Below are 20,825 nucleotides of genomic sequence, written 5' to 3' on the forward strand. Positions count from 1 at the left end.
TGACCATCCCGGCCCCCACCCTTGCGTTTGAGCCGCTGCGGGTTGTCCGTGGTTGCTGATCGGTCCGTGCGTGGGTGGGCTGGGCTTTCACCTCCTGGTGGTGGGCTGGCTGCCGCGCTTCTGGTTTGGGTTGGCGGTTGGCTCTGGCGGGCCGGCCTGGGTGGTGGGGCTTGCGACGCACCTCGCCGGGGGCGCTCAGCGGCTGGTTCTTCGCCCGTTCAGCGGCGTCCGGATGCCTGGCTTACAAGCCACCGCTGCTCCGTCAGTCAACAATGCTTGCCGTGCGCCGTGCGCCGTGCGCCGTGCGCCGTGCCCCCAGCCCCCAGCGCGCGTGCTGCATGCCTAGTGCTGCGCCGCGTTAGTTGGTCGGGGGTCATGCGGCTTTGAGGTGGGTGCCGTCGTAGGTCCAGCGGTAGGGCTTGGCGGTGGTGTTCTTCTCGATCACGTATGTGTCGATCTTGTCGATCAGGTCCTGTCGTGACGGGAAGTCGCCGTGGCGCACGACCCGGCGGGTCAGGGCGGAGAAGTACATTTCGACTTGGTTGAGCCAGGAGGCGTGGACCAGGTCCAGTGGACGTGCCAGCGGGGATGCGCGGCGAGCCAGGCCCGGGTGGCTTTCGCGACGTGTGACGATCCGTTGTCGAGCACGACGTGGATGGTCTTGGCGGGGTCGATGCAGGTATCGAGCATGCTCAGGAATCGTTGGGAGGTCACTGAGTCGTTCCGGACGATCGGTTCGGTGATCGCCTGCCCGGTCCGGATATCGAGGGGGCGGCGACGATCGACACGGTGCCGTGACGCACGTGTTCGAACTCCCGCAGGGCGGGCCGGCCCGGTGCGACGGCCCGGCCGGGGTGTTTACGGGACCGGGCGGCGATCGCGGTCTTCTCGTCGATGGACAGCACGACCGCGCCCGGCGGCGGGTTGAGGTAGAGATCGCAGACGTCGCGGGCGCGGATCCAGAACATCGGGTCGTCTTTACGGGTCAGTCAGCCGCGGACCCGATACGGGCGCAGGTCGCAGTCGGCCAGGATCCGGCCGACCTGCGACGCTGAGATCCCGGTGTCGGCCAGTCGCCCGGCGATGGCCCGATGCGACCAGGTCGATTCCGGCCAGGGCGGGGCCGAGGTCGCGACCGCGATCACCCGAACCCGGACGTCGCTTCCGTGCCGGCGAGGTCGTCCGCTGCGTGGCGCGTCACTCAACCCGGCCAGGCCGGTGACGGCGAACCGGGACCGCCATTTACGGACCATGTCGACACCGATCTGCAGATCCGCCGCGATCCGGGCGTTGGGTATGCCGTCGGCCGCGGCCAGGACGATCTTCGCCCGTAACACCTGCCGCAGTTCGGCACGGGCCGACCTCGCTGTCCGGCACAGGCGCCGGCGGGTCTGCTCGTCCAACGCGATCTGCACTGCTGCCACCGCCACGAAACGTGCCCATCCCGCCGAGCCGACACCGATCGGGCAGCTCCTCGCTGATCATGGCGTCAGAGCGTCGAGCGCGGCAGCATGACCTGCATGGCCCGTAAGAACCCGCCCGAGTCGATGCAGCACCACCTGCGGCAACGACTCAACGAGCATGCCCATGACCGCTGGCCACAACTCGCCGAGGTTCAGGTCCGTTACCGGGCCGGGTTCGCCTACCTCGACGGGCTGTTCCCCGACGGGCGAGTACAACCGATGTGCCGGTTACGGTTCAGCGGGGTCCTGCACACCTGGGGCTTCGCGATCTACCTGGCCAGCCACGACAGCTACCAAGACAACCTGCTGCCGTCCGGGCTGCCCTTCGGCAGCCCGGAAGAAGCCCTCGACTGCGCCTGCGGCCTCTACCTCAACGACCCCACCGCCTGGCTCACACCCCCGACAAACTAACGCGGCGCAGCACTAGCGCTCAGCGCTGCGTGCTCCAGGCTGGGTGTGTGGGTGTGGGTGTGGCGCTGTGCGTTCGCGGCGGGGCGGTGTGGGGCTGGGCGGGTAGCGGGGCTTTGGGTGGTGTGGGGTTGGGAGCGTGACGGGCGCGGTGCGTCGCATGACCCGGCACATTGATTGGCCTGCCGGGCTGGGCCGGTGGGCGTGAGCAGAGGCGCGGCAGCCGGACCAGAATCCGGGAGGTGAAGGCCACGACGAGCCGCGCACGGAGCGGTGAGCAACCACGTCCGAAGCCGCACACTCTCTGACGCAAGGGTGAGGGCGGGGTGGCCGAGCCAGGCATAAAAAATCCCCTAAAGCCCGGCTCGGCCACCCCGGCCCTCACCCGTCCACCGCAAGAGACCCGCCAGCAAGGATCAGGATTCAAGAAGCAAAACCCGGACCCCCACAGATACCGTAGGCAAACGCGACGATGACAGGACCACCACCACACACGGTCCGTCTGACGACGATGGGGATATGAAGAACATGGCCGCGAGGACCAAACCGCACGCCGCTGACAGTCACGACCTTATTCGCGTGCACGGGGCGCGAGAGAACAACTTGAAAGACATCAGTGTTGAGCTTCCGAAGCGGCGCCTGACCGTTTTTACGGGGGTTTCGGGTTCGGGGAAGAGTTCGCTGGTTTTCGCGACTATCGCTGCGGACTCGCAGCGGATGATCAATGAGACGTACAGCGCTTTTGTGCAGGGGTTCATGCCGACGTTGGCGCGGCCCGATGTGGATGTGCTGGAGGGGCTGACGACGGCGATTATTGTTGATCAGCAGCGGATGGGGAGTGATCCTCGGTCGACGGTGGGGACGGCTACCGATACCGGGGCTATGTTGCGGATTTTGTTCAGTCGGCTGGGGAAGCCTCATGTGGGGTCGCCGCAGGCTTTTTCGTTCAATGTGGCTTCGATCAGTGGGGCCGGGGCGGTGACCATTGAGCGGGCCGGGCAGAAGGTGAAGGAGCGGCGCAGTTTCAGTATTACCGGGGGGATGTGCCCGCGGTGTGAGGGGCGGGGGTCGGTTACCGATATTGATCTGGCTCAGCTCTATGACGACGGTAAGTCGTTGAATGAGGGGCCGTTCTCGATCCCGGGGTACAGCATGGACGGATGGATGGGGCGGATCTTCATCGGATCCGGTTTCTTCGATCCGGACAAGCCGATTCGGAAGTACACCAAGCGGGAGTTGCAGGATCTGCTGTACAAGGAGCCGACCAAGATCAAGGTCGACGGTATCAACCTGACGTACGAGGGGCTGATCCCGAAGATCCAGAAGTCGATTCTCTCCAAGGATGTCGACGCGTTGCAGCCGCATGTGCGCGCGTTCGTGGAGCGGGCTGTGGTGTTCACGGTGTGCCCTGAGTGTGGCGGCAGCCGGCTCAGTGCGGAGGCTCGGTCGTCGAAGGTCAAGGGGATCAGCATCGCTGACGCCTGCGCGATGCAGATCAGTGATCTGGCGGGCTGGGTGCGGGGGTTGAAGGAGCCCTCGGTTGCGCCGTTGCTCGAGTCGCTGGGGGAGACCCTCGATTCTTTTGTGGAGATCGGGCTCGGGTATCTGAGCCTGGATCGGCCGGCGGGGACGCTCTCGGGTGGTGAGGCGCAGCGGACCAAGATGATTAGGCACCTCGGGTCGTCGCTGACCGACGTCACGTATGTGTTCGACGAGCCGACGATCGGGCTGCACCCGCATGACATCCAGCGGATGAACGATCTGCTTCTGCGGCTGCGGGACAAGGGCAACACCGTGCTGGTCGTCGAGCACAAGCCGGAGACGATCGCGATCGCCGACCATGTTGTCGATCTCGGGCCGGGGGCCGGGTCGGGTGGCGGGACCGTCTGTTTCGAGGGCACCGTCGCGGGGCTGCGGAAGAGCGGCACTCTCACCGGGCAGCACTTCGACGACCGGGCGTCGCTGAAGGAGACGGTCCGCACGCCGAACGGTGTGCTGGAGGTGCGGGGCGCCGATGCTCACAACCTGCGGAACGTCGATGTCGATATTCCGCTCGGTGTGCTCACGGTGCTGACCGGGGTGGCCGGGTCGGGCAAGAGCTCACTGGTCCGGGGGTCGGTGACCGGGCTCGACGGCGTGGTGTCGGTTGATCAGACGCCGATCCGGGGGTCGCGGCGCAGCAACCCGGCGACGTACACGGGGCTGCTGGAGCCGATCCGTAAGGCCTTCGCCAAGGCCAACGGGGTGAAGCCGGCGCTGTTCAGTGCCAACTCCGAAGGTGCCTGCCCCAACTGCAACGGTAACGGCGTCATCTACACCGACCTGGCGATGATGGCCGGGGTCGCCACCGTCTGCGAGGTCTGCGAGGGGAAGCGGTTCGACGCGTCGGTGCTGGAGTACCACTTCGGCGGACGGGACATCAGCGAGGTGCTCGCGATGTCGGTGATCGAGGCTGAGGAGTTCTTCGGCGGTGGCGATGCGCATACGCCGGCCGCGCACGCCATTCTGAAGCGGCTCGCTGATGTCGGGATCGGCTACATCCGGCTCGGTCAGCCGCTGACCACGCTATCCGGCGGCGAGCGGCAGCGGCTCAAGCTGGCGACGCAGATGGCCGACAAGGGCAACGTCTACGTTCTCGACGAGCCGACGACGGGGCTGCACCTCGCCGACGTGGACAACCTGCTGGGTCTGCTCGACCGGCTCGTCGACTCGGGCAAGTCGGTCATCGTCATCGAGCATCACCAGGCCGTGATGGCGCATGCGGACTGGATCATCGATCTCGGTCCCGGCGCTGGTCACGACGGGGGACGGATCGTTTTCGAGGGCACGCCCGCCGACCTGGTGGCCGGCCGCAAGACGCTGACGGCCGAGCACCTGGCGGCGTACGTGGGGAAATAGGTTTTCAGCGGGCGCGGCGCTGGAAGGTCAGGTGGGTGACGCCGCTCGGAGAGGGGGTGGCTTCGATGGCGAATCGCTCCTGCAGTCCTTCGAGGCCGTCCCACAGCCGTTCGCCGCGGCCCAGGAGGATCGGCACGAGGACGATGTGCATCTGGTCGATCAGGTCGGCCTGGAGGAACTGCCGGACGGTGCTCACCCCACCGCCGATGCGCACGTCGAGGTCGCCGGCGAGAGCGCGAGCCTGCTCGAGAGCGGATGCGGGATCGGCGTCCACGAAATGGAAGGTCGTCCCGCCTTCCATCTCGAGCGTCGGCCGGGGGTGATGGGTCAGTACGACGACCGGGGTGTGGAAGACCGGGTCGTCACCCCACCAGCCCTTCCACTCCTCATCGCTCCAGGGGCCGCGCTGGGGGCCGAACTTGTTGCGCCCCATGATCTCCACGCCGATGCCGCGTGCCCAGTTGCTGGCGAACGCCTCGTCGACGCCGTGCGATCCCGCGGTCTCCCCGTGTATGCCCATGTCACGGAAGGTGCGGGTCTCGAAGGCCCACTCGAGCAGACCGGTCCCGGCGTGCCCGAACGGTGCCTCGAGCTCCTGCCCCTCCCCGGTGCCGAAGCCGTCGAGGGAAACGGAGAAGTTGTGGACGCGGACGCGCGACATGGACCCTCCCAGGTATGCGATCTGCAAGCACCTTACGGAGGTCTCCGGGAGCCGCAGCAACTTCGGCCTGCGGCGGCGCGCCCGAGAAGTGCGGCACCGGCGCCCGGAAGGGGGCGCCGGCACCGGGAATCACTCGTTCGGGAGCAGAGCCCAGAGCACGAGGTAAACGATGAGCTGGGTGCCGGGCAGCAAGCAGGACAGGATGAAGATCAGGCGCATCATTCCGGAGGACATGCCGAAACGGCGGGCCAGACCGGAGCACACGCCGGCGATCCAACGGTCGTCGCGGGGTCTCGCAAGGCGGCGGGTCATCTCGTTCACTCCTTCGATGCCGCGCTCAGCGCGTCAGCACTGGCGTGGCAAGTGGTGGCCGGGGCCGGGTGCCTCGACCGCTTTCCACGGTATGGACCGTCACCCCGTCCGCCCTCGGTCGCGAGAGGGATAAGGGCGCTCACATCCCCGTAGGGGAACCCCGTACCCTCACGGGATTCACTGTTAACATCGGGGCAAATTTCGCCGCCTACTCTCTGCGACCGTAGGCGGTCGAGGTGGGAGGGATGCCGCGGTGACGCTCGCCGTGTTGTGCGGGAGCACCGGAAACGATCTCAGGCCGGAGGCTGCTCGCAGCCTTGCCGAAGATGTGCGTTCCGCCCTGTCGAGAGCTGGCGTCAGCCAGATTTTTGAAGTCAATGGACCGGATATATCCGGGCAAATTCGCGAGATCGTCAAGCTCGCCGATGAGCCCTTGCTGATCTGCGCCGACAATCTCGTCGCGCATCCGAGTCTGCTGTGGACGCTGGCCACCGAGCCGGCCGGCCGCAGCACCGCGCTGGTGGCGGCCACGGAGAGTGGCGACGGAGGCGACCTGAGGGAGGATCGGGGGCGCCTCGTTCCGGCCTCCGACGGGCCCACGAGCTTCCTCGGCGCACTCTGCGTCGCGACGAGTGATCTTGGTCTCGTAACGGCAGCGGCGGGCACCGTAAAAGGACAAAACGTCGACGCCCTCTTCGCGGCGTTACTGCAAGCCGGGCTCGTCCCGATCGCGACCCGTGTGCGCCTTCTGCACGCCGAGCGCGTCCACACCGACGCGGAGCTGGCCGCTGCCGAGGCCGCTGTCGCAAGCGTGGACGAGGACAAGGCCCTGCTGCGCCTGGCGGTCAAGGAAAAAGACGACTTCTTCACCACGTACGCCGTAAGCAGCTGGTCGCCGTTGGTAACGAAGCTCTGCGCCCGCGCCAAGTTGTCGCCCAGCCAGGTCACCGCCCTCTCCGTACTCCTCTCCGTGGTGGCGGCCCTCGGGTTCTGGCAGGCGTCCCGCCCGGCGCTGATCATCGGTGCGATCCTGCTCTACCTGGGCTTCGTCCTCGACTGCGTGGACGGCCAGCTGGCCCGATACACCCGGCAGTTCGGGGCGTTCGGCGGCTGGCTCGACACGATGGCGGACCGGGCGAAGGAATATGCGGTCTACGCCGGGCTCGCCGCCGGGGCCGAACGGATGGGCTTGTCGTTCGCGTGGCCGCTGGCGATCACCGCGATCGTGCTGCAGACCGTCCGGCACATGACCGACACCTGGTACGGCGCCCTGCACGACGAGGCCGCGGCCCGGCAGTCGGTCGGCACAGCTGGCAACGCGGACGCGGGCGGCGGCGTCGGTGCCCGGTTGAGCCGCGCGTCCAACAAGGTGCAGGGTGACACCGGCTCGATCGCGTACTGGCTGAAGCGGATCGTGGTGTTCCCCATCGGCGAGCGGTGGGCCCTGATCGCGCTGCTCGCGGCGGTCTTCAACGGGCGCGTCGCGCTGGCGGTCACCGTGGCATGGGGGGCGCTCGCTCTCGCGTACACGCTGGGGCTGAGGTCGTTGCGCTCGATCTCGATGCGCGTCGGAGTGCTGGACACGGTCGACACGTCGCGGCATCGTGATGACGGCCGGCTGGTTCGTGGCACCGTGAGTGCCGCGGGGTTGAAGCAGCCCCTGCTCTGGGCCGGCATCGCGGCGGTTTCCCCGCTCGTGCTGATCGGTGCGGTCGCGGCGGGCTGGGTGCCGCGCGGGACCCCGTGGCGGGCGGCGTACCTGGAATTCGAATGGGTCCGGGCGGGCGAGGCCGGGATCTGGCTCCTGGTGGTGGCGTTGCTGGTGCTCGGGGCCGGTGCTGCGGCGCGGTCCTCGCACGGCGGGCCGCTCGACTGGCTGGTGCCGGCCGGGTTGCGTGCCGGCGAGTATCTGATGGCGGTGGCGGTCGCGATGATCTGCGACGTGCCGCCGGTGGTGGTGTTCGCGCTGCTCTTCGTGCTCGCGCTGCATCACTACGACCTGACCGCCCGGATGGAGAAGGGCGCTCCGGATGCACATGCGCGACGCGCGCTGCTCGGGTGGGACGGGCGGGTCGTGCTGCTGGTGTTCTTCGCGCTGGCGGGTGTCGCAACGGCTGGTGAGCTGGTGCTCGCCGTCGGTGTCGGCACGCAGTTTCTGACAGGGGCAGTCAAGGATTGGCGAACCGGAGGAAGTCGATGACTCTGCTCAGTGTCGTGCTGCCCGTCTACAAGGTGCAGGGATATCTGCGCCAGTGCCTGGACTCGATCCTCGGGCAGGCGTTCACCGACTTCGAGATCGTGGCGGTCGACGACTGCTCGCCGGACAACAGCGGGGCGATTCTCGCCGAGTACGCCGCTCGTGACTCCCGGGTCCGCGTGGTGTCGCTCGAGGAGAACGTCGGCCTGGGCCGGGCCCGCAACATCGGCCTGGATCACGCGATCGGCGAGTACGTCTGGTTCGTCGACAGCGACGACTGGCTCGCCCAGGGCGCGCTGACCACGGTCGCCGACCGGATCGCCGGCGCCACGCCCGACGTGCTGATCGTCGGCTTCGACCGGGTGCACTGGGACGCGCGGGTGACCCAGTCGGGCGCGACGAAGATCCTCGCCGAGGCGCCGGACACGTTCACCGTCGAGCAGTTCCCCAAGGTGCTCAACGTCCTGCACGTCGCCTGGAACAAGGTCATCCGCCGTGACCTGCTGATCAGGCTCGGGTTCCGCTTCGAGGAAGGCTGGTACGAGGATGTCTCGTTCACCTTCCCGATCATGTCGGTGGCCGAGCGGATCAGCGCGCTGCCCCGGGTCTGCGTGCACTACCGCCAGCGGCGGACCGGCGCGATCACCAGGACGCTCGGCGACCGGCACTTCGAGATCTTCGACCACTGGGCCCACGCGATGGCGCTGGTCGACCAGTACAGCGATCGCGCCGCACAGATCCGGCCTCTGCTGTTCGCCCGGATGATGTGGCACTACCTGATCGTCCTGGACAACAGTCAGCGGGTGAAGAAGGCCTCCCGGCAGGCGTTCTTCACGCGGATCAGCGAGGACTACCGGCGCTACCGGCCGGCCGGCGCGTACCCGATGAAGGGCCGGGCGGACGGGCTGCGGCACCGGTTCATCGGTGAGGGCTCGTTCACGAAGCTCCGGATGCTCGACCAGGCCATCCGGGTGGCCAAGGCGGCGAACCGGGCGCGCCGGGTGCCGGTGGCGAAGGCGAAAGGGCTGGCCAAGAAGGCACGGCAGAGCCTGTACCGGGGTTACTACAAGCTCCAGCTGCGCGGCGCGGTCGACGAGAATCTCGCGCTCTATGCCGCGTACTGGTATCGCGGGGTGACCTGCAATCCCGCCGCGATCTCCCGCAAGGCGCAGGAGCTGGCACCCGGCATCCGCAACGTCTGGGTCGTCAGCAAGGGGCGGACGAAGTCCGTGCCGCCGGGCACCGATTACGTGGTCGCGGGCTCGCTGCCCTACTTCAGGGCACTCGCCCGGGCCCGTTACCTGGTCAACAACGTGAACTGGCCGAACTGGGTGGTCAAGCGGGACGGCACCACGCACGTGATGACCCATCACGGCACCCCGCTGAAGGCGATGGGGATGGACCAGGCCGATCATCCGGCGGCCGCCAAGGACCAGAATTTCCACGCCCAGATGCGCCGGGCCGACCGCTGGGACTTCAGCATCACGGCGAACGCGCACACCACGATCGCGTGGGAGCGGGCGTACCCGTGCCGCTACGAGACGATCGAGTCCGGTTATCCACGCAACGACCGGCTGGCGTCGGCGTCGGCTGCCGACTCCGCGGCGGTCCGGGAGAAGCTCGGCATCCAGCCGCACGAGCGGGTCGTGCTCTACACCCCGACGCACCGCGAGTGGCTGCCGATGGGCACCCAGGTGCTCGACGTCGAGGCGTTCGCCGACCGGCTCGGCCCGGACACCGTACTGCTGGTCCGGGCGCACTACTTCTACGTGGCCGCGGATCACGCCGCGCAGGCGGCTCGGGGGCGGATCGTCGACGTCTCGGCGTACCCCATCGTCGAAGATCTCTATCTTGCCGCCGACGTGATGATGACCGACTACTCGTCGGCGATGTTCGACTTCGCGGTGCTGGACCGGCCACTGGTGATCTTCGCGCCGGACTGGAACGCGTACCAGGAGCTTCGCGGGGTCTATTTCGACCTCATGGAGCTGCCGCCGGGCGCGGTCGCCACGAGCTTCGCCGAGCTGATCGAGGTCTTCGACTCGGGGGCGTACGCGAGCGACCGGTCGGCTGCCGCCCGGACCCGTTTCCGGGAGCGGTTCTGCTACCTCGACGACGGCAAGGCCTCTGAGCGGGTCGTACGCCGAGTATTGCTGGGGGAATCTTCCTCATAGAACTGTGACGATGTGGTGACAGGCTGCGAATGGCCGTTCACCCGATGGCAGACATTGATGCGTGTGGTCACGCTAAGCCATCGTCGCAGCTCACATGCAGGAGGTTGACGGTGTCCACCGTCGCGCTCAAAGACGTCACCAAGGTCTGGCCGGACGGCACCGTGGCGGTCGACCGGGTCAGCCTCGACGTGCAAGACGGCGAGTTCCTGGTCCTGCTGGGTCCCTCCGGCTGTGGCAAGTCCACCGTCCTGCGCATGATCGCCGGGCTGGAGGACCCCTCGGCCGGGGCGATCCTGCTCAACGGCGAACCGGTCCTGGACCTCCCGCCGCGCGACCGTCAGATCGCGATGATCTTCCAGGACTTCGCGCTCTACCCGCACATGACGGTCGGCGGCAACATCGGCTTCCCGCTGAAACTGTCGGGGGTCGAGCCGGACGCGCGCAGCGAGCGGATCGGTGACGTCGCCAGCGCGCTCGGCATCGGCGACGTGCTCGGCCGCAAACCCGGCCAGCTCTCCGGCGGGCAGCGCCAGCGGGTCGCCATGGGGCGCGCCATCGTCCGGCGGCCGGGGCTGTTCCTCATGGACGAGCCGCTGTCCAACCTTGACAGCGGGTTGCGCGCTGAGCTGCGTACCGAGATCAGCAGCCTGACCCGCGAACTCGGCGTGACCACCATGTATGTCACCCATGACCAGGCCGAGGCGCTGACGATGGCCGACCGGGTCGCGATCATGCGCAAGGGTGTGCTGCAGGACATCGGTACGCCCACCGAGGTCTACGGCCGCCCGGCCACCCTCTACGTCGCGGCGTTCCTCGGCTCCCCGCGGATGAACCTGCTCGAAGCGTCGGTCTACGCGCACCTCGACCGCTACATCGCCCTGAACCTCGGCGAGCAGGCGCTGTACCTGCCCTGGAACGACATCCGGGCCCGCGCCCTGTCGCACTACCACGGTGAGCGGATCGTCGTGGGCATGCGGGCGGAGGCGCTGACCCCGGTCTCCCCGGACACCCCGGGCGACGCGGTGCAGGGGGTGCTGCAGGGCCGGGTCCGTTACCTCGAGCACCACGGGCACGAGTCGCTGGCGTTCCTGGACGTCGGTGCCACCGCCATCTCCGTGGACGAGTTGGGCAAGGGTGTCACCGAGCCGGCCGGTGGGGGCGGGGCGTTCCGGAGGTTCGGGGAGACGTTGCAGCGGCTCACCGGGCGTACGGAGAAGCCCGTGATCGTCCGCGAGGAGCCCAAGGCCTCAATCCTCAACGACCCGGGCCGGCATGCACGCAGGCCCGCTGAGCTGGCCGTACGCCTGGCGCCCTATCCGGCGATCGCGGCCGGGCACCCGCTCGCGATCGGCGTCCGCCTCGACGCTCTGCACTTCTTCGATGAGCGCGGCGACCGCATCGACATCGGCTGGCGCTGACTTTTGCTGCTCCGATGACTGCCACGAAAGCGGTACACAGCGTAAGCTGCTCGGCGGTGGAGGAAACTGTTGACCAGCAGAGGCTGCGTCCGGCTCCGGTCAGGGAGTCGCCGGACGCGGGTGCCTCGCACCGTCAAACGGATCTTGATCGCGTGTTCGGCCGCGACGACATCACCGTTCTACGACATGAGGTCCTCGAACGCCTCGACCGCCGCCTCGGCGATCGGCTCGACGGCTTCGTCCTCGCGATCAACGAAGTGATCACCAACGTGGTCCTGCACGCCGGCGGGAACGGCCGGCTGGTGCTCGGGGTCAGCGGCAGCGCGGTCTGGTGCACGGTGACCGACTCCGGGCCGGGCATCCCGGAGCATCTGCAGCACCCACCCGAGGTGCCGGAGGCGTTCGGCGTGGGCGGCCGGGGCATCTGGCTGGCGTACCAGCTGTGCGACGAAGTCACCATGGCGACCGGTCCGATCGGGACGACTATCGGACTCAAAATTGACCTGCCCGGCCAGTAACCCGCATCTGAGCTGCTCAACGACCTGCTGAAAGACATCTGAACCCCGGATGAAACGCCGTGGAAACGTCGTCGGGGGCTTTCCAGGGTGTCAGCGCCGATAGGCGACTACATTAGGCCGGTGCTCGGACTACCTCCTCACGTGACGGCATGCCTCTTCGACCTCGACGGCGTGCTCACCCAGACCGCCCTGGTCCACAACGCGGCGTGGAAACAGACCTTCGACGCCTTCCTTCAGCGGTGGTCCGCTGACCACGGGCAGCCGTACGTGCCGTTCGACTCCGGCGCCGACTACCACCAATATGTCGACGGGCGTCAACGCGCCGACGGTGTCCGCACCTTCCTCGCCTCGCGGGGCATCACCCTGCCCGAGGGCACCCCCGACGACGGACCCGACGAGGAAACCGTCAACGGGGTCGGCAACCGCAAGAACATCCTCGTCCTGCAGAAGATCGCGGAAGGGGCGGTCCAGGTCTACCCGGGATCGGTCGACTACCTGCACGCCGTGCAGAAGGCCGGGCTGCGCCGCGCGGTGGTCTCGGCAAGCGCCAACTGCAAGGACGTCCTGGACGCCGCGAACATCACCGATCTGCTGGAGGAGCGGGTGGACGGAGTCGTCGCCCGCGCCGAGAAGCTGCCCGGCAAACCCGCGCCGGACACGTTCCTCTATGGTGCGAAGCTGCTCGGCGTCGAGCCGGAGAACTGTGCCGTTTTCGAGGATGCCCTGGCGGGCGTCGAAGCGGGCAGGGCCGGCAAATTCGGCATCGTCATCGGCGTGGACCGCGTCGGTCAGGCCGACGCCCTGCGCGAGCACGGCGCCGACATCGTGGTCCAGGACCTTTCCGAACTTCTCACCCGATAACCTTTCACTTCGAGAGGCACCACCGTGATCCGTGAACGGGCTTACCCCGTCGACCCGTGGCACATCCGGGAAACCCGGCTGGACCTTGATCTGCTGGCCCAGTCCGAGTCGGTCTTCGCCCTTTCCAACGGCCACATCGGCATCCGCGGAAACCTGGACGAGGGCGAGCCGCACGGCCTGCCGGGCACGTACCTCAACTCGTTCTACGAGCTGCGGCCGCTGCCGTACGCGGAGGCCGGTTATGGCTTCCCCGAGTCGGGCCAGACGATGGTCAACGTCACCAACGCGAAGCTGATGCGCCTGCTCGTCGATGACGAGCCGTTCGACGTCCGTTACGGCGAGCTGCGCTCCCACGAGCGCACCTTGGACCTGCGCGCGGGCACCCTCGAGCGGATCGTGGAGTGGGTCTCGCCCTCCGGCCAGGGGATCCGGGTCCGCACGGTGCGAATGGTGTCCTTCACCCAGCGCTCCGTCGTGGCCTTCCTCTACGAGGTCGAACCGCTCAACGACACCGCGCGGCTGATCCTGCAGTCCGAGCTGGTCGCCAACGAGCAGCTCCCGATCAGCAGCAAGGACCCGCGCGTCGCCGCCGTCCTCGACCACCCGCTGCAGGCCGAGGAGATGCTCGAGCAGCGCACCGGCGGCCTGCTCGTGCACCGCACCAAGGCCAGCGACCTGCGCATGGCCGCTGCGATGGAGCACCTCGTCGAGGCGCCCGGCAAGCACGCGGTCACCACCGAGGGCCACCCCGACTGGCTGCGCACCACCGTCGCCTGCAAGCTCGAGCCGGGCCAGAAGCTCCGCGTCGTCAAGCTGGCCGCTTACGGCTGGTCGAGCAACCGCTCTCTGCCCGCCGTGCGCGACCAGGTCGGCGCGGCGCTCGCGAGTGCCCGCCTGGACGGCTGGGAGGGTCTCCTCGACGCCCAGCGTGAATACCTCGACGAGTTCTGGGACCACTCGGACGTCAAGGTGGAGGGTGACCCCGAGGTCCAGCAGGCGGTCCGCTTCGGACTGTTCCACACCCTGCAGGCCGGCGCCCGCGCCGAGCAGCGCCCGATCGGCTCCAAGGGCCTCTCCGGCCCCGGCTACGACGGCCACACGTTCTGGGACGCCGAGACCTTCGTGCTCCCGGCCCTCACGTACACCCAGCCGGCTGCGGCAGCGGACGTCCTGCGCTGGCGGCACTCCACCCTCGACCTGGCCAAGGAGCGCGCGCAGACGCTCGGCATCCAGGGCGCGGCGTTCCCGTGGCGCACCATCCGCGGCCAGGAATGCTCGGCCTACTGGCCGGCCGGCACCGCGGGCTTCCACATCGGCGCCGACATCGCCGACGCGGTCCGCCGCTATGTCTCCGCAACCGGCGACTACGACTTCGAACGCGAGGTCGGCCTCGAGCTCCTCGTCGAAACCGCCCGTCTCTGGCGCTCCCTGGGCCACCACGACCGCCACGGCCGCTTCCACATCGACGGCGTCACCGGCCCCGACGAATACACCGCCGTGGTCGACGACAACATCTACACCAACCTCATGGCGCAGCAGAACCTGCACGCCGCGGCGGACGCGGCGAAGCGCCACCCCGACCTGGCCCGCAAACTCGGCGTCGACGACGAGGAACTGGCCTCCTGGCGCGACGCGGCGGCCGCGGTCCACATCCCCTACGACCGCGAGCTGGGCGTCCACCAGCAGTCGGAGGGCTTCACCCGGCTGCAGGAGTGGGACTTCGAGAACACCCCGCCCGAGGCGTACCCGCTGCTCCTGAACTACCCGTACTTCGACCTCTACCGCAAGCAGGTCGTCAAGCAGGCCGACCTGGTCATGGCGATGTACATCCGGGGCGACGCCTTCACTCCCGAGGAAAAGGCCCGCAACTTCGCCTACTACGACGCCCGCACGGTCCGCGACTCCTCGCTCTCGGCCTGCATCCAGGCCGTCATGGCAGCCGAGGTCGGCTTCACCGAGCTGGCCCACGACTACCTCGGCGAAGCAGCCCTGATGGACCTCCACGACCTCCACCAGAACGCCCGCGACGGAGTCCACGTGGCTTCCCTGGCAGGCTCCTGGATCGCCCTCGTGGCGGGCCTGGGCGGCATGCGCGACTACAACGGCCAGCTGTCGTTCGCCCCGCGCCTGCCCAGCCGCATCGACGGCCTGGAGTTCTCGTTGCTCTGGCGCGGCCTGCGCCTGCGCGTCGAGGTCGCCCGCGACGAGGTCACCTACTCCCTGCGCAACGGCGGCGGCTCAGCCCGCCTCGACATCCTCCATCACGGCAAAGAAGTCACGGTCACCCAGGTCAAGCCGGTCGTCCTCCAGATCCCGGCCGCCCTCCCGACCGGCCCCGCCCCCACCCAGCCGGCCGGTCGCGCTCCGGTTCGCAGGGCCGCAACCCTTTAAGATCAAGATGTCGTAGCTCGGTGGGTGGTGCTGACCGCAACTCCCGTCGAGGCCGGGCCCGAGGATCCAGGAGCTGGCGCTCCGTGAACGGATCCCCGGGCCCTTCTTTCTGCGTGCGGGGCGTCGCCTCGCTCCGCATCGGCCTGGTTTTCTTGGTTCGTGGTGGGGTTCCGGGCTTTGCTTTTGCAACGCCGGTTGTACGCCTGGTGCTGAGCGCGGAGTAGCGGTCCCGGCTGTTCGGGAGGTCCGGCTCTCGGCTCGTCTGCCCGACCCGACGCCGTGGCGGCATTAGACTCGCCGGCCATGGGATCGCTCATCTTCAGCCTCAATGTCACCCTGGACGGTTGCGTCGACCACCAGGAGGGCATCGCCGACGACGAGACACACGCCTACTTCACCCGTCTCATGGACGAGGGCGGAGCAATGCTGTGGGGCCGCGTCACCTACGAAATGATGGAAAGCTACTGGCCGGCCGTCGCCCGAGGTGACGAGCAGGCACCACCGGCCATCCACGAGTGGGCGGTCAAACTGGACGCCAAACCCAAGTACATCGTGTCAACGACGCGCACCGACTTCCCGTGGACCAACAGCCACCACCTAGCCGGCAACCTGCGCGAGAGCGTGCAAAATCTCAAGGACGCAACCCCGGCCGGCGTCCTCCTCGGAAGCGGCAAACTCGCCACCGAACTGGACCGCCTGAACCTGATCGACGAATACAAATTCCTCATCCAACCCAGAATCACCGGCCACGGCCCAACCCTCCACCAAAACGGCCTACCCACCACCCGCCACCTACAACTACTCTCCTCAACCCCCCTCCAAAACGGCGTAGTAGCCATGCACTACCGCCGCACCCCCTAACCCCCCCCGCCCGCCCCTCACCCCACCCAGTCTGTGCGGCCGGGTTCCGGCGTCATGAGGCCACCGTCCTTGCCCCGCCTATCCTTCACCTCGCCCTGCCTCGCCCTGCCTCGCCCTGCCTCGCCCTGCCTCGCCCTGCCTCGCCCTGCCTCGCCCTGCCTCGCCCTGCCTCGCCCTGCCTCGCCCTGCCTCGCCCTGCCTCGCCCTGCCTCGCCCTGCCTCGCCCTGCCTCGCTCCGTTTCGTCGGCTCCGTCTCGTCGGCTCCGTCTCGGCCCGGACATTTCCGGCCCGCTCCGTCTCGTCCGGACGTTCCGGCCCGCTCCGTCTCACCCGGACGTTCCGGCAAGCTTCGTCTCGCCCGGCTGTTTCCCACGCGGCCGTTTCTCGCGCGGGTCTACGGAAATGCGCGGAGGGCCGCTCGGAGTGGCACGCTGCGGTGTTCAGGGGCTCCGCCCTGCCGTCGCTGGCCGCACTTATCTGACTTTCAAGACATGCATCCGTGAGTGCGCCTGCCCTGCTGCCGCCTGGTACTGGAGTTCGTGGTTCAGGGATCGTCGATTCGGGAGCCCCGGCCGACGCTTACTTTTGTCACGGACCACCACATGCGGCTCACCGTCGGCGCGAACCGGATCAACTGCTCCAACCCGCGCTGGGCCTTTCGCCCGTTGGCGGGACCCCGCTTGGTTTGCCGTGCGGCCCGACCTTGCCCTTCACCGTGGCGGACGAGCGCCCGTAAACGCCAACATTCGCCGTGTTGCCCGTGGCGTTTGCGGTTCCTCGCTACTGACAGGTGCCAGGCACGAGCGACTCCCCACAGGTTCGGGTTGGCGGGCCCCAGCCGGCCAACAGGCCCTGACGTCGTCACCCGGCGTGGGTCACGCCGGGACAGGCCGGCACCGGCGAGACGCCGCCCCGCTCGACGCGCTTCTGAGGCATCCGGAAGACCGCCGACGGGACCCGAATGGTCCGTGTCCGCCACCTCCTGTGCCGATGTGGCGGCGATGGCGAACACCGCGTTCAGGTGCACGACTTGCGACGAGCGAACTGGCCCGACGACCAGTCCTACGGCAGACCGGGAACCAGATGCACGAAGCGCACTGCCAGTGCCGCTTTGTCCTGCAACGCGCCCAGAGCGGCAAAAGGGACTAGGGCGGCCAAAGCGGCCAAAGAGCCCAGGGCGGCCACGGCGGCCAGAGCGGCCAGAGCGGCCAGAGCGGCTAAAGCGGCTAAAGCGCGGCCTATCTGCCCCTGCCGTAACCGCAGGTTGTGCCGCCGCCCAGCCGGCCTGCCCAACACCGTGCGCGGTTCCGGCGGTTGGCCGTATCCCGCGCGGGTCTTGCCCCCGGTGGCCTGGGGAGAGGCTGGGTGATGAGGGCGGTGGGGGTCAGGCGGGGGTGGGGAGTTTCAGGTGCATGGATTGGTAGGTGGTCTGGTGGGGGCCGGGGCGGTGGGTGCCGGTGGGGGACCAGCCGTGGTGGGCGTAGAAGAGGAGGGCGCGGGTGTTTTGTTGCCAGACTTCGAGGAGGCCGGTGGGGGTGTTGGTGCGGCGTAGGTAGGTGAGGAAGGTGGCGTGGAGGCGGGTGCCGATTCCTTTGCTCCAGTGGGGTGGGTCGACGTGGATCTGGAAGAGTTGGCCGGCTGGGGTGCCGTCGGGGGTGGGGGTGAGGGCCGGGCCCATGGCGACGGCGCCGACCACTTTGTCGTCGATCACGGCGCAGTAGATCGTGTGGTCGGGGGATTCGACTGCTTGGGTCCAGGCTTCGCGGCGGTGGTCGGCGCCGGCGGGGTCGGCGGTGCTGTCGGCGAGGAGGCCGCCGGTCTGGTAGTAGGAGGCTCGGGCTCGGGTGTGGACGTCGGCGATGCGGTCGACGTCGGCGAGCGTTGGTTCCCGGATCAGCATGTTGGTCCTTCCTGCGGGCGCCCCGATATGCGAAGAAGCCCCCACTCCTCCGGCGGGAAGAGTGGGGGCCTGTGGGGCGCGGAGGGCTCGGCTACAACATGGAAACGTGTACGTGGTCCGTGTGGTTGCTGGGTCCGTGGTAGTTCTTCCAGCCGGTCGCCGGGAACCAGATCATGCGGTTCCAGATGACGTAGAGGATGCCGAGCTTGTCGGCGTTACGGACGAGGAAGGCCATCACTTCGTTGCCGTACTCGCGGGTGTCCTGGTTGTGCCAGGGGGCGAAGCCGCTCTTCTGCAGGGACCAGTCGCAGGCGCGGCCCTTGGGATGCTCGAACGGGCCGCCGTTGCGGTGACAACCGACAAAGCGGTTGAATCCGGCTTTCTTCACTTCCTTGTACATGTGGTACGTGCGAGGAGTGATGCAGCCGTCCGTTGTCGGGTCGTTCACACTGCACGATTCGGCGGGCAGAGAACCGTCCGAGTTGCGCGGGGTGGCAGAGGCGATCTTGCTCTTGGCAGTGACGAAGCCGCCGGTGACGGTGTCGCCGCCGACGAGGTTGAGGGCCTTCTCGGCCGATTCCTTCTGCTTCTGCATCGAGGCGAGGTTCTGCTTCTGCGCGGCGACCTCCTGGTCGAGGCGGGCCTTGTTGGTCGCCACCTCCTCGATGGCCGCGTCGAGCTCGCGCAACTTGTGATCGTGCAGCGCGTTGATCTCGGAGAGCGAGACCGCCTTGTCGAGGAACGCGTTGGCGGAGTCCGAGTTGAGCAGGAAGCCCATCGTGCTGACGCCACCGGTGCGGTACTGCTGGGCAGCCACCGCGCCCACCTCGGGCAGGAGTGCGTCGCGCTTGGCCTCCGCGGACTTCACTTTCAGCGAGAGGTCGAGCTGGGTCTTGGTCGACTTCGCGACTGCGGCCTTCGCGTCGAGGTAGCGCCGGCCGGTGCTGTCGAGCAGATCGTTCAGCTGGGGATTGTCGTCGCCGTCGTCGGCGGTGGAGCTGTCACTGCCGCCCGGGGCGGCGCTCGCGGGTGCGCCGGGTACGGCGACCGTGGCCACCGCGAAGATCGAGGCCAGGGCGAGGACGAGCCACCGGCGGGGTCTTGCCGTCATCCAGTTTCCTTCCACGTTGCCGCCTACCGAGTTAGCTGACGGGTTCGGGACGGAAGCGATCCCTACCGCTGATTACTCAGCGGATTCACCCCATTACTGAGTGGTTCCCCGGCTCGCCTGGTGGCGATTGAGCGGTGGTCCGCCGGTGCCTTTGGGGCGACACCTCTTGGCCTGACCGGCGGAAAGTTTACCTGAACTCAGACGAGTCCTCAGTCCTCGCGAGGACCGCAAAGCTGTTACCGTGCAACGACTTTACGTCACCACTCGTTGGCGTGACGCGAGCGGTGGCCCGTAACGGCGTACCAATGTGAGTCGTTGCATTCTCTCCGTAGTGTTTTCACTGAATGTGGTGGATCGAATGCTCAGAGTGCGACGGCTGTCAATAGTGGAAATTGATGGGTAGTGTTCGTCACGGTTCCATCACGGAGCCGCCGCTCAATCGCCGAGAGGCGAACCGGGGACCCAATCCGTAATGGGGTGAATCCGCTGAGTATTCAGCGGTAGGGATCCTTCCATCCCGAACCCGTCAGCTAACCCGGTCGGCGGTCGACGGAAGGAAGACTCGTGCGGCTCGACCCTGTTCGACGGCGATTAGCGATCGTTCTGGCGCTGCTCGTCGCCACCACGGGCCTGGCACTGACCGGCCCGACCGCGGCATCCGCCGCGCCATCGCCCCTGGCTGCCCCGGGTGACTCCGGTGATGACGGCGAGGGCGGTTCCAAGACCCTGGTCGAGCAGCTCGAGGCCGCGTCGAAGGGCTTCGTGGAGGCCAAAGAGACGCTCGAGAGCTCCAAGAAACGTCAGCAGCAGCTCGCGACGAAGCTGAAGGAGCTGGAGACCCAGCTCGCCCCGAAGCAGGCGGCGCTGGACGAGATCGTCCGGCAGTCGTATCAGTCCGGGCGGCTAGGCCCGATGGCCGCCATCCTCACCGCCGACTCCAGCGGCAGCATGATCGACCGCGCGCAGACGCTGTCGACGATCGGGGTCAAGCAGGACCGGGCCGTGCGCGATCTCAAGGACTCGAAGACCCAGCAGGAGCAGGCGAAGCTGGCCATCGACGCGGAGATCCGCAAGCAGGAAGCCCAGGTCGGCGTGATGGCCAAGCGCAAGACGCAGGCCGAGAACGCCCTCAAGGCCGCGAACGCCGCCAGCGCCGCCGCCGGCTCGTCGAGCAGCAGCGACGACGAAACCGGTGGCGGCAGCAGTAGCAGCAGCGCGGTCTCCGGTGCGGCGCCCCGCAACTCGGACGGCTCGCTGCCGTCGGAGTCGTGCAGCGTCAACGACCCGACCACCAGCGGCTGCATCACGCCGCGCACCCTGAACGCCATGAAGGAAGCGCAGAAGGACGGCTTCACCCACTTCGTGGCCTGCTTCCGCACCCAGAACAGCGGCGAGCACCCCAAGGGCCGGGCCTGTGACTTCGCGGCCGACAAGAACGGCTTCGGCGGTGTCGCCACGGGTAGCAGCAAGACCTATGGCACCAACCTGGCCAACTACTTCATCAACAACTCGAGCCGGCTGGGCGTGCTCTACGTGATCTGGTTCAGGCGCATCTGGCTGCCGAGCAGCGGCTGGAAGGCGTACAGCGGCGGTAACGGCGATCCGTCGAGCGACCACACGAACCACGTACATCTATCTATGCGGTAACCAGC

The 20,825-nt window shown here is 67.8% G+C and carries 18 protein-coding genes and 2 riboswitches; of the genes, 10 read left to right on the forward strand and 8 right to left on the reverse strand.

Annotation, left to right across the window (positions count from 1 at the left end; all coding sequences use genetic code 11):
* Positions 1 to 373 precede the first annotated feature (373 nt).
* The 4 genes from Aco04nite_RS50320 to Aco04nite_RS43135 are packed head-to-tail and all read right to left on the reverse strand — an operon-like array spanning position 374 to position 1,424.
* Complete coding sequence (locus tag Aco04nite_RS50320) at positions 374 to 532, reverse strand: hypothetical protein (protein ID WP_213002973.1); 159 nt, start codon at positions 530 to 532, stop codon at positions 374 to 376.
* Positions 514 to 714, reverse strand: coding sequence for a hypothetical protein (locus Aco04nite_RS50325; RefSeq protein WP_213002974.1), 201 nt, complete (start codon positions 712 to 714; stop codon positions 514 to 516). Before Aco04nite_RS50325 ends, Aco04nite_RS50320 begins: the two co-directional genes overlap by 19 nt.
* Entirely contained in the window at positions 711 to 968 is a 258-nt protein-coding gene (locus tag Aco04nite_RS43130; protein ID WP_213002975.1) for a hypothetical protein, read from the reverse strand. The genes Aco04nite_RS50325 and Aco04nite_RS43130 overlap by 4 nt, the downstream gene beginning before the upstream one ends.
* Positions 969 to 989: 21 nt before the next feature.
* A complete protein-coding gene (locus Aco04nite_RS43135; protein ID WP_213002976.1) occupies positions 990 to 1,424 on the reverse strand; it encodes a helix-turn-helix domain-containing protein in 435 nt (144 codons plus the stop codon).
* Positions 1,425 to 1,520: 96 nt separating this feature from the next.
* Here Aco04nite_RS43135 and Aco04nite_RS43140 point away from each other — a divergent pair, with 96 nt between their 5' ends.
* Both Aco04nite_RS43140 and Aco04nite_RS43145 read left to right on the forward strand, forming a co-directional pair.
* Complete coding sequence (locus tag Aco04nite_RS43140) at positions 1,521 to 1,874, forward strand: hypothetical protein (protein WP_213002977.1); 354 nt, start codon at positions 1,521 to 1,523, stop codon at positions 1,872 to 1,874.
* A gap of 525 nt (positions 1,875 to 2,399) precedes the next feature.
* The gene (locus Aco04nite_RS43145) at positions 2,400 to 4,769 is read left to right on the forward strand and encodes an ATP-binding cassette domain-containing protein (protein ID WP_213002978.1); all 2,370 of its coding nucleotides are present in this window, start codon (positions 2,400 to 2,402) and stop codon (positions 4,767 to 4,769) included.
* Between the two features lie 4 nt (positions 4,770 to 4,773).
* On the opposite strand, the gene Aco04nite_RS43150 is transcribed toward Aco04nite_RS43145, so the two are convergent.
* A complete protein-coding gene (locus Aco04nite_RS43150; protein ID WP_213002979.1) occupies positions 4,774 to 5,430 on the reverse strand; it encodes a dihydrofolate reductase family protein in 657 nt (218 codons plus the stop codon).
* 129 nt (positions 5,431 to 5,559) lie between these two features.
* Positions 5,560 to 5,742 carry a PspC domain-containing protein gene (locus tag Aco04nite_RS43155; protein ID WP_213002980.1) on the reverse strand — a complete coding sequence of 61 codons (183 nt, stop codon included), beginning with the start codon at positions 5,740 to 5,742 and terminating at the stop codon, positions 5,560 to 5,562.
* Between the two features lie 253 nt (positions 5,743 to 5,995).
* On the opposite strand from Aco04nite_RS43155, the gene Aco04nite_RS43160 reads away from it, so the two are divergent.
* From Aco04nite_RS43160 to Aco04nite_RS43190, 7 genes are all read left to right on the forward strand, one after another.
* A complete protein-coding gene (locus Aco04nite_RS43160) occupies positions 5,996 to 7,942 on the forward strand; it encodes a DUF5941 domain-containing protein (protein ID WP_213002981.1) in 1,947 nt (648 codons plus the stop codon).
* The gene (locus Aco04nite_RS43165; protein ID WP_213002982.1) at positions 7,939 to 10,113 is read left to right on the forward strand and encodes a bifunctional glycosyltransferase/CDP-glycerol:glycerophosphate glycerophosphotransferase; all 2,175 of its coding nucleotides are present in this window, start codon (positions 7,939 to 7,941) and stop codon (positions 10,111 to 10,113) included. Before Aco04nite_RS43160 ends, Aco04nite_RS43165 begins: the two co-directional genes overlap by 4 nt.
* Before the next feature lie 110 nt (positions 10,114 to 10,223).
* Positions 10,224 to 11,531, forward strand: coding sequence for an ABC transporter ATP-binding protein (locus Aco04nite_RS43170; protein ID WP_213002983.1), 1,308 nt, complete (start codon positions 10,224 to 10,226; stop codon positions 11,529 to 11,531).
* Between the two features lie 152 nt (positions 11,532 to 11,683).
* Entirely contained in the window at positions 11,684 to 12,049 is a 366-nt protein-coding gene (locus tag Aco04nite_RS43175; protein ID WP_239158834.1) for an ATP-binding protein, read from the forward strand.
* A gap of 120 nt (positions 12,050 to 12,169) precedes the next feature.
* Positions 12,170 to 12,910 (forward strand): HAD family hydrolase, encoded by a 741-nt coding sequence (locus Aco04nite_RS43180; protein WP_203836944.1) that lies wholly within the window; start codon positions 12,170 to 12,172, stop codon positions 12,908 to 12,910.
* 24 nt (positions 12,911 to 12,934) lie between these two features.
* Positions 12,935 to 15,301 (forward strand): glycoside hydrolase family 65 protein, encoded by a 2,367-nt coding sequence (locus Aco04nite_RS43185; RefSeq protein ID WP_213002984.1) that lies wholly within the window; start codon positions 12,935 to 12,937, stop codon positions 15,299 to 15,301.
* A gap of 303 nt (positions 15,302 to 15,604) precedes the next feature.
* Positions 15,605 to 16,162 carry a dihydrofolate reductase family protein gene (locus Aco04nite_RS43190; RefSeq protein ID WP_213002985.1) on the forward strand — a complete coding sequence of 186 codons (558 nt, stop codon included), beginning with the start codon at positions 15,605 to 15,607 and terminating at the stop codon, positions 16,160 to 16,162.
* 1,384 nt (positions 16,163 to 17,546) lie between these two features.
* Here Aco04nite_RS43190 and Aco04nite_RS43195 read toward each other — a convergent pair.
* Together Aco04nite_RS43195 and Aco04nite_RS43200 are read right to left on the reverse strand one after the other, a co-directional pair.
* A complete protein-coding gene (locus Aco04nite_RS43195; RefSeq protein WP_213002986.1) occupies positions 17,547 to 18,062 on the reverse strand; it encodes a GNAT family N-acetyltransferase in 516 nt (171 codons plus the stop codon).
* A 91-nt stretch (positions 18,063 to 18,153) separates the two neighbouring features.
* Positions 18,154 to 19,173: a coiled-coil domain-containing protein gene (locus tag Aco04nite_RS43200; RefSeq protein ID WP_213002987.1), complete on the reverse strand. Its 1,020-nt coding sequence runs from the start codon at positions 19,171 to 19,173 to the stop codon at positions 18,154 to 18,156.
* 5 nt (positions 19,174 to 19,178) lie between these two features.
* Positions 19,179 to 19,317, reverse strand: a riboswitch (cyclic di-AMP (ydaO/yuaA leader).
* Positions 19,318 to 19,595: 278 nt separating this feature from the next.
* A riboswitch (cyclic di-AMP (ydaO/yuaA leader) is annotated at positions 19,596 to 19,734 on the forward strand.
* A 3-nt stretch (positions 19,735 to 19,737) separates the two neighbouring features.
* Between Aco04nite_RS43200 and Aco04nite_RS43205 the strand changes: the two genes are divergently transcribed.
* The gene (locus Aco04nite_RS43205) at positions 19,738 to 20,820 is read left to right on the forward strand and encodes a coiled-coil domain-containing protein (protein ID WP_213002988.1); all 1,083 of its coding nucleotides are present in this window, start codon (positions 19,738 to 19,740) and stop codon (positions 20,818 to 20,820) included.
* The last annotated feature ends 5 nt before the right edge of the window (positions 20,821 to 20,825 follow it).

The organism is Winogradskya consettensis, from assembly GCF_018332715.1.
Taxonomy (GTDB): domain Bacteria; phylum Actinomycetota; class Actinomycetes; order Mycobacteriales; family Micromonosporaceae; genus Actinoplanes; species Actinoplanes consettensis.

What these genes read in the sequence shown, in the direction of transcription:
- Aco04nite_RS50320 (WP_213002973.1), bottom strand. Translation starts at nt 532, where the DNA reads ATGTACTTCTCCGCCCTGACCCGCCGGGTCGTGCGCCACGGCGACTTC.
- Aco04nite_RS43130 (WP_213002975.1), bottom strand. Translation starts at nt 968, where the DNA reads ATGTTCTGGATCCGCGCCCGCGACGTCTGCGATCTCTACCTCAACCCG.
- Aco04nite_RS43140 (WP_213002977.1), top strand. Translation starts at nt 1,521, where the DNA reads ATGGCCCGTAAGAACCCGCCCGAGTCGATGCAGCACCACCTGCGGCAA.
- Aco04nite_RS43145 (WP_213002978.1), top strand. Translation starts at nt 2,400, where the DNA reads ATGGCCGCGAGGACCAAACCGCACGCCGCTGACAGTCACGACCTTATT.
- Aco04nite_RS43150 (WP_213002979.1), bottom strand. Translation starts at nt 5,430, where the DNA reads ATGTCGCGCGTCCGCGTCCACAACTTCTCCGTTTCCCTCGACGGCTTC.
- Aco04nite_RS43155 (WP_213002980.1), bottom strand. Translation starts at nt 5,742, where the DNA reads ATGACCCGCCGCCTTGCGAGACCCCGCGACGACCGTTGGATCGCCGGC.
- Aco04nite_RS43165 (WP_213002982.1), top strand. Translation starts at nt 7,939, where the DNA reads ATGACTCTGCTCAGTGTCGTGCTGCCCGTCTACAAGGTGCAGGGATAT.
- Aco04nite_RS43190 (WP_213002985.1), top strand. Translation starts at nt 15,605, where the DNA reads ATGGGATCGCTCATCTTCAGCCTCAATGTCACCCTGGACGGTTGCGTC.
- Aco04nite_RS43195 (WP_213002986.1), bottom strand. Translation starts at nt 18,062, where the DNA reads ATGCTGATCCGGGAACCAACGCTCGCCGACGTCGACCGCATCGCCGAC.
- Aco04nite_RS43200 (WP_213002987.1), bottom strand. Translation starts at nt 19,173, where the DNA reads ATGACGGCAAGACCCCGCCGGTGGCTCGTCCTCGCCCTGGCCTCGATC.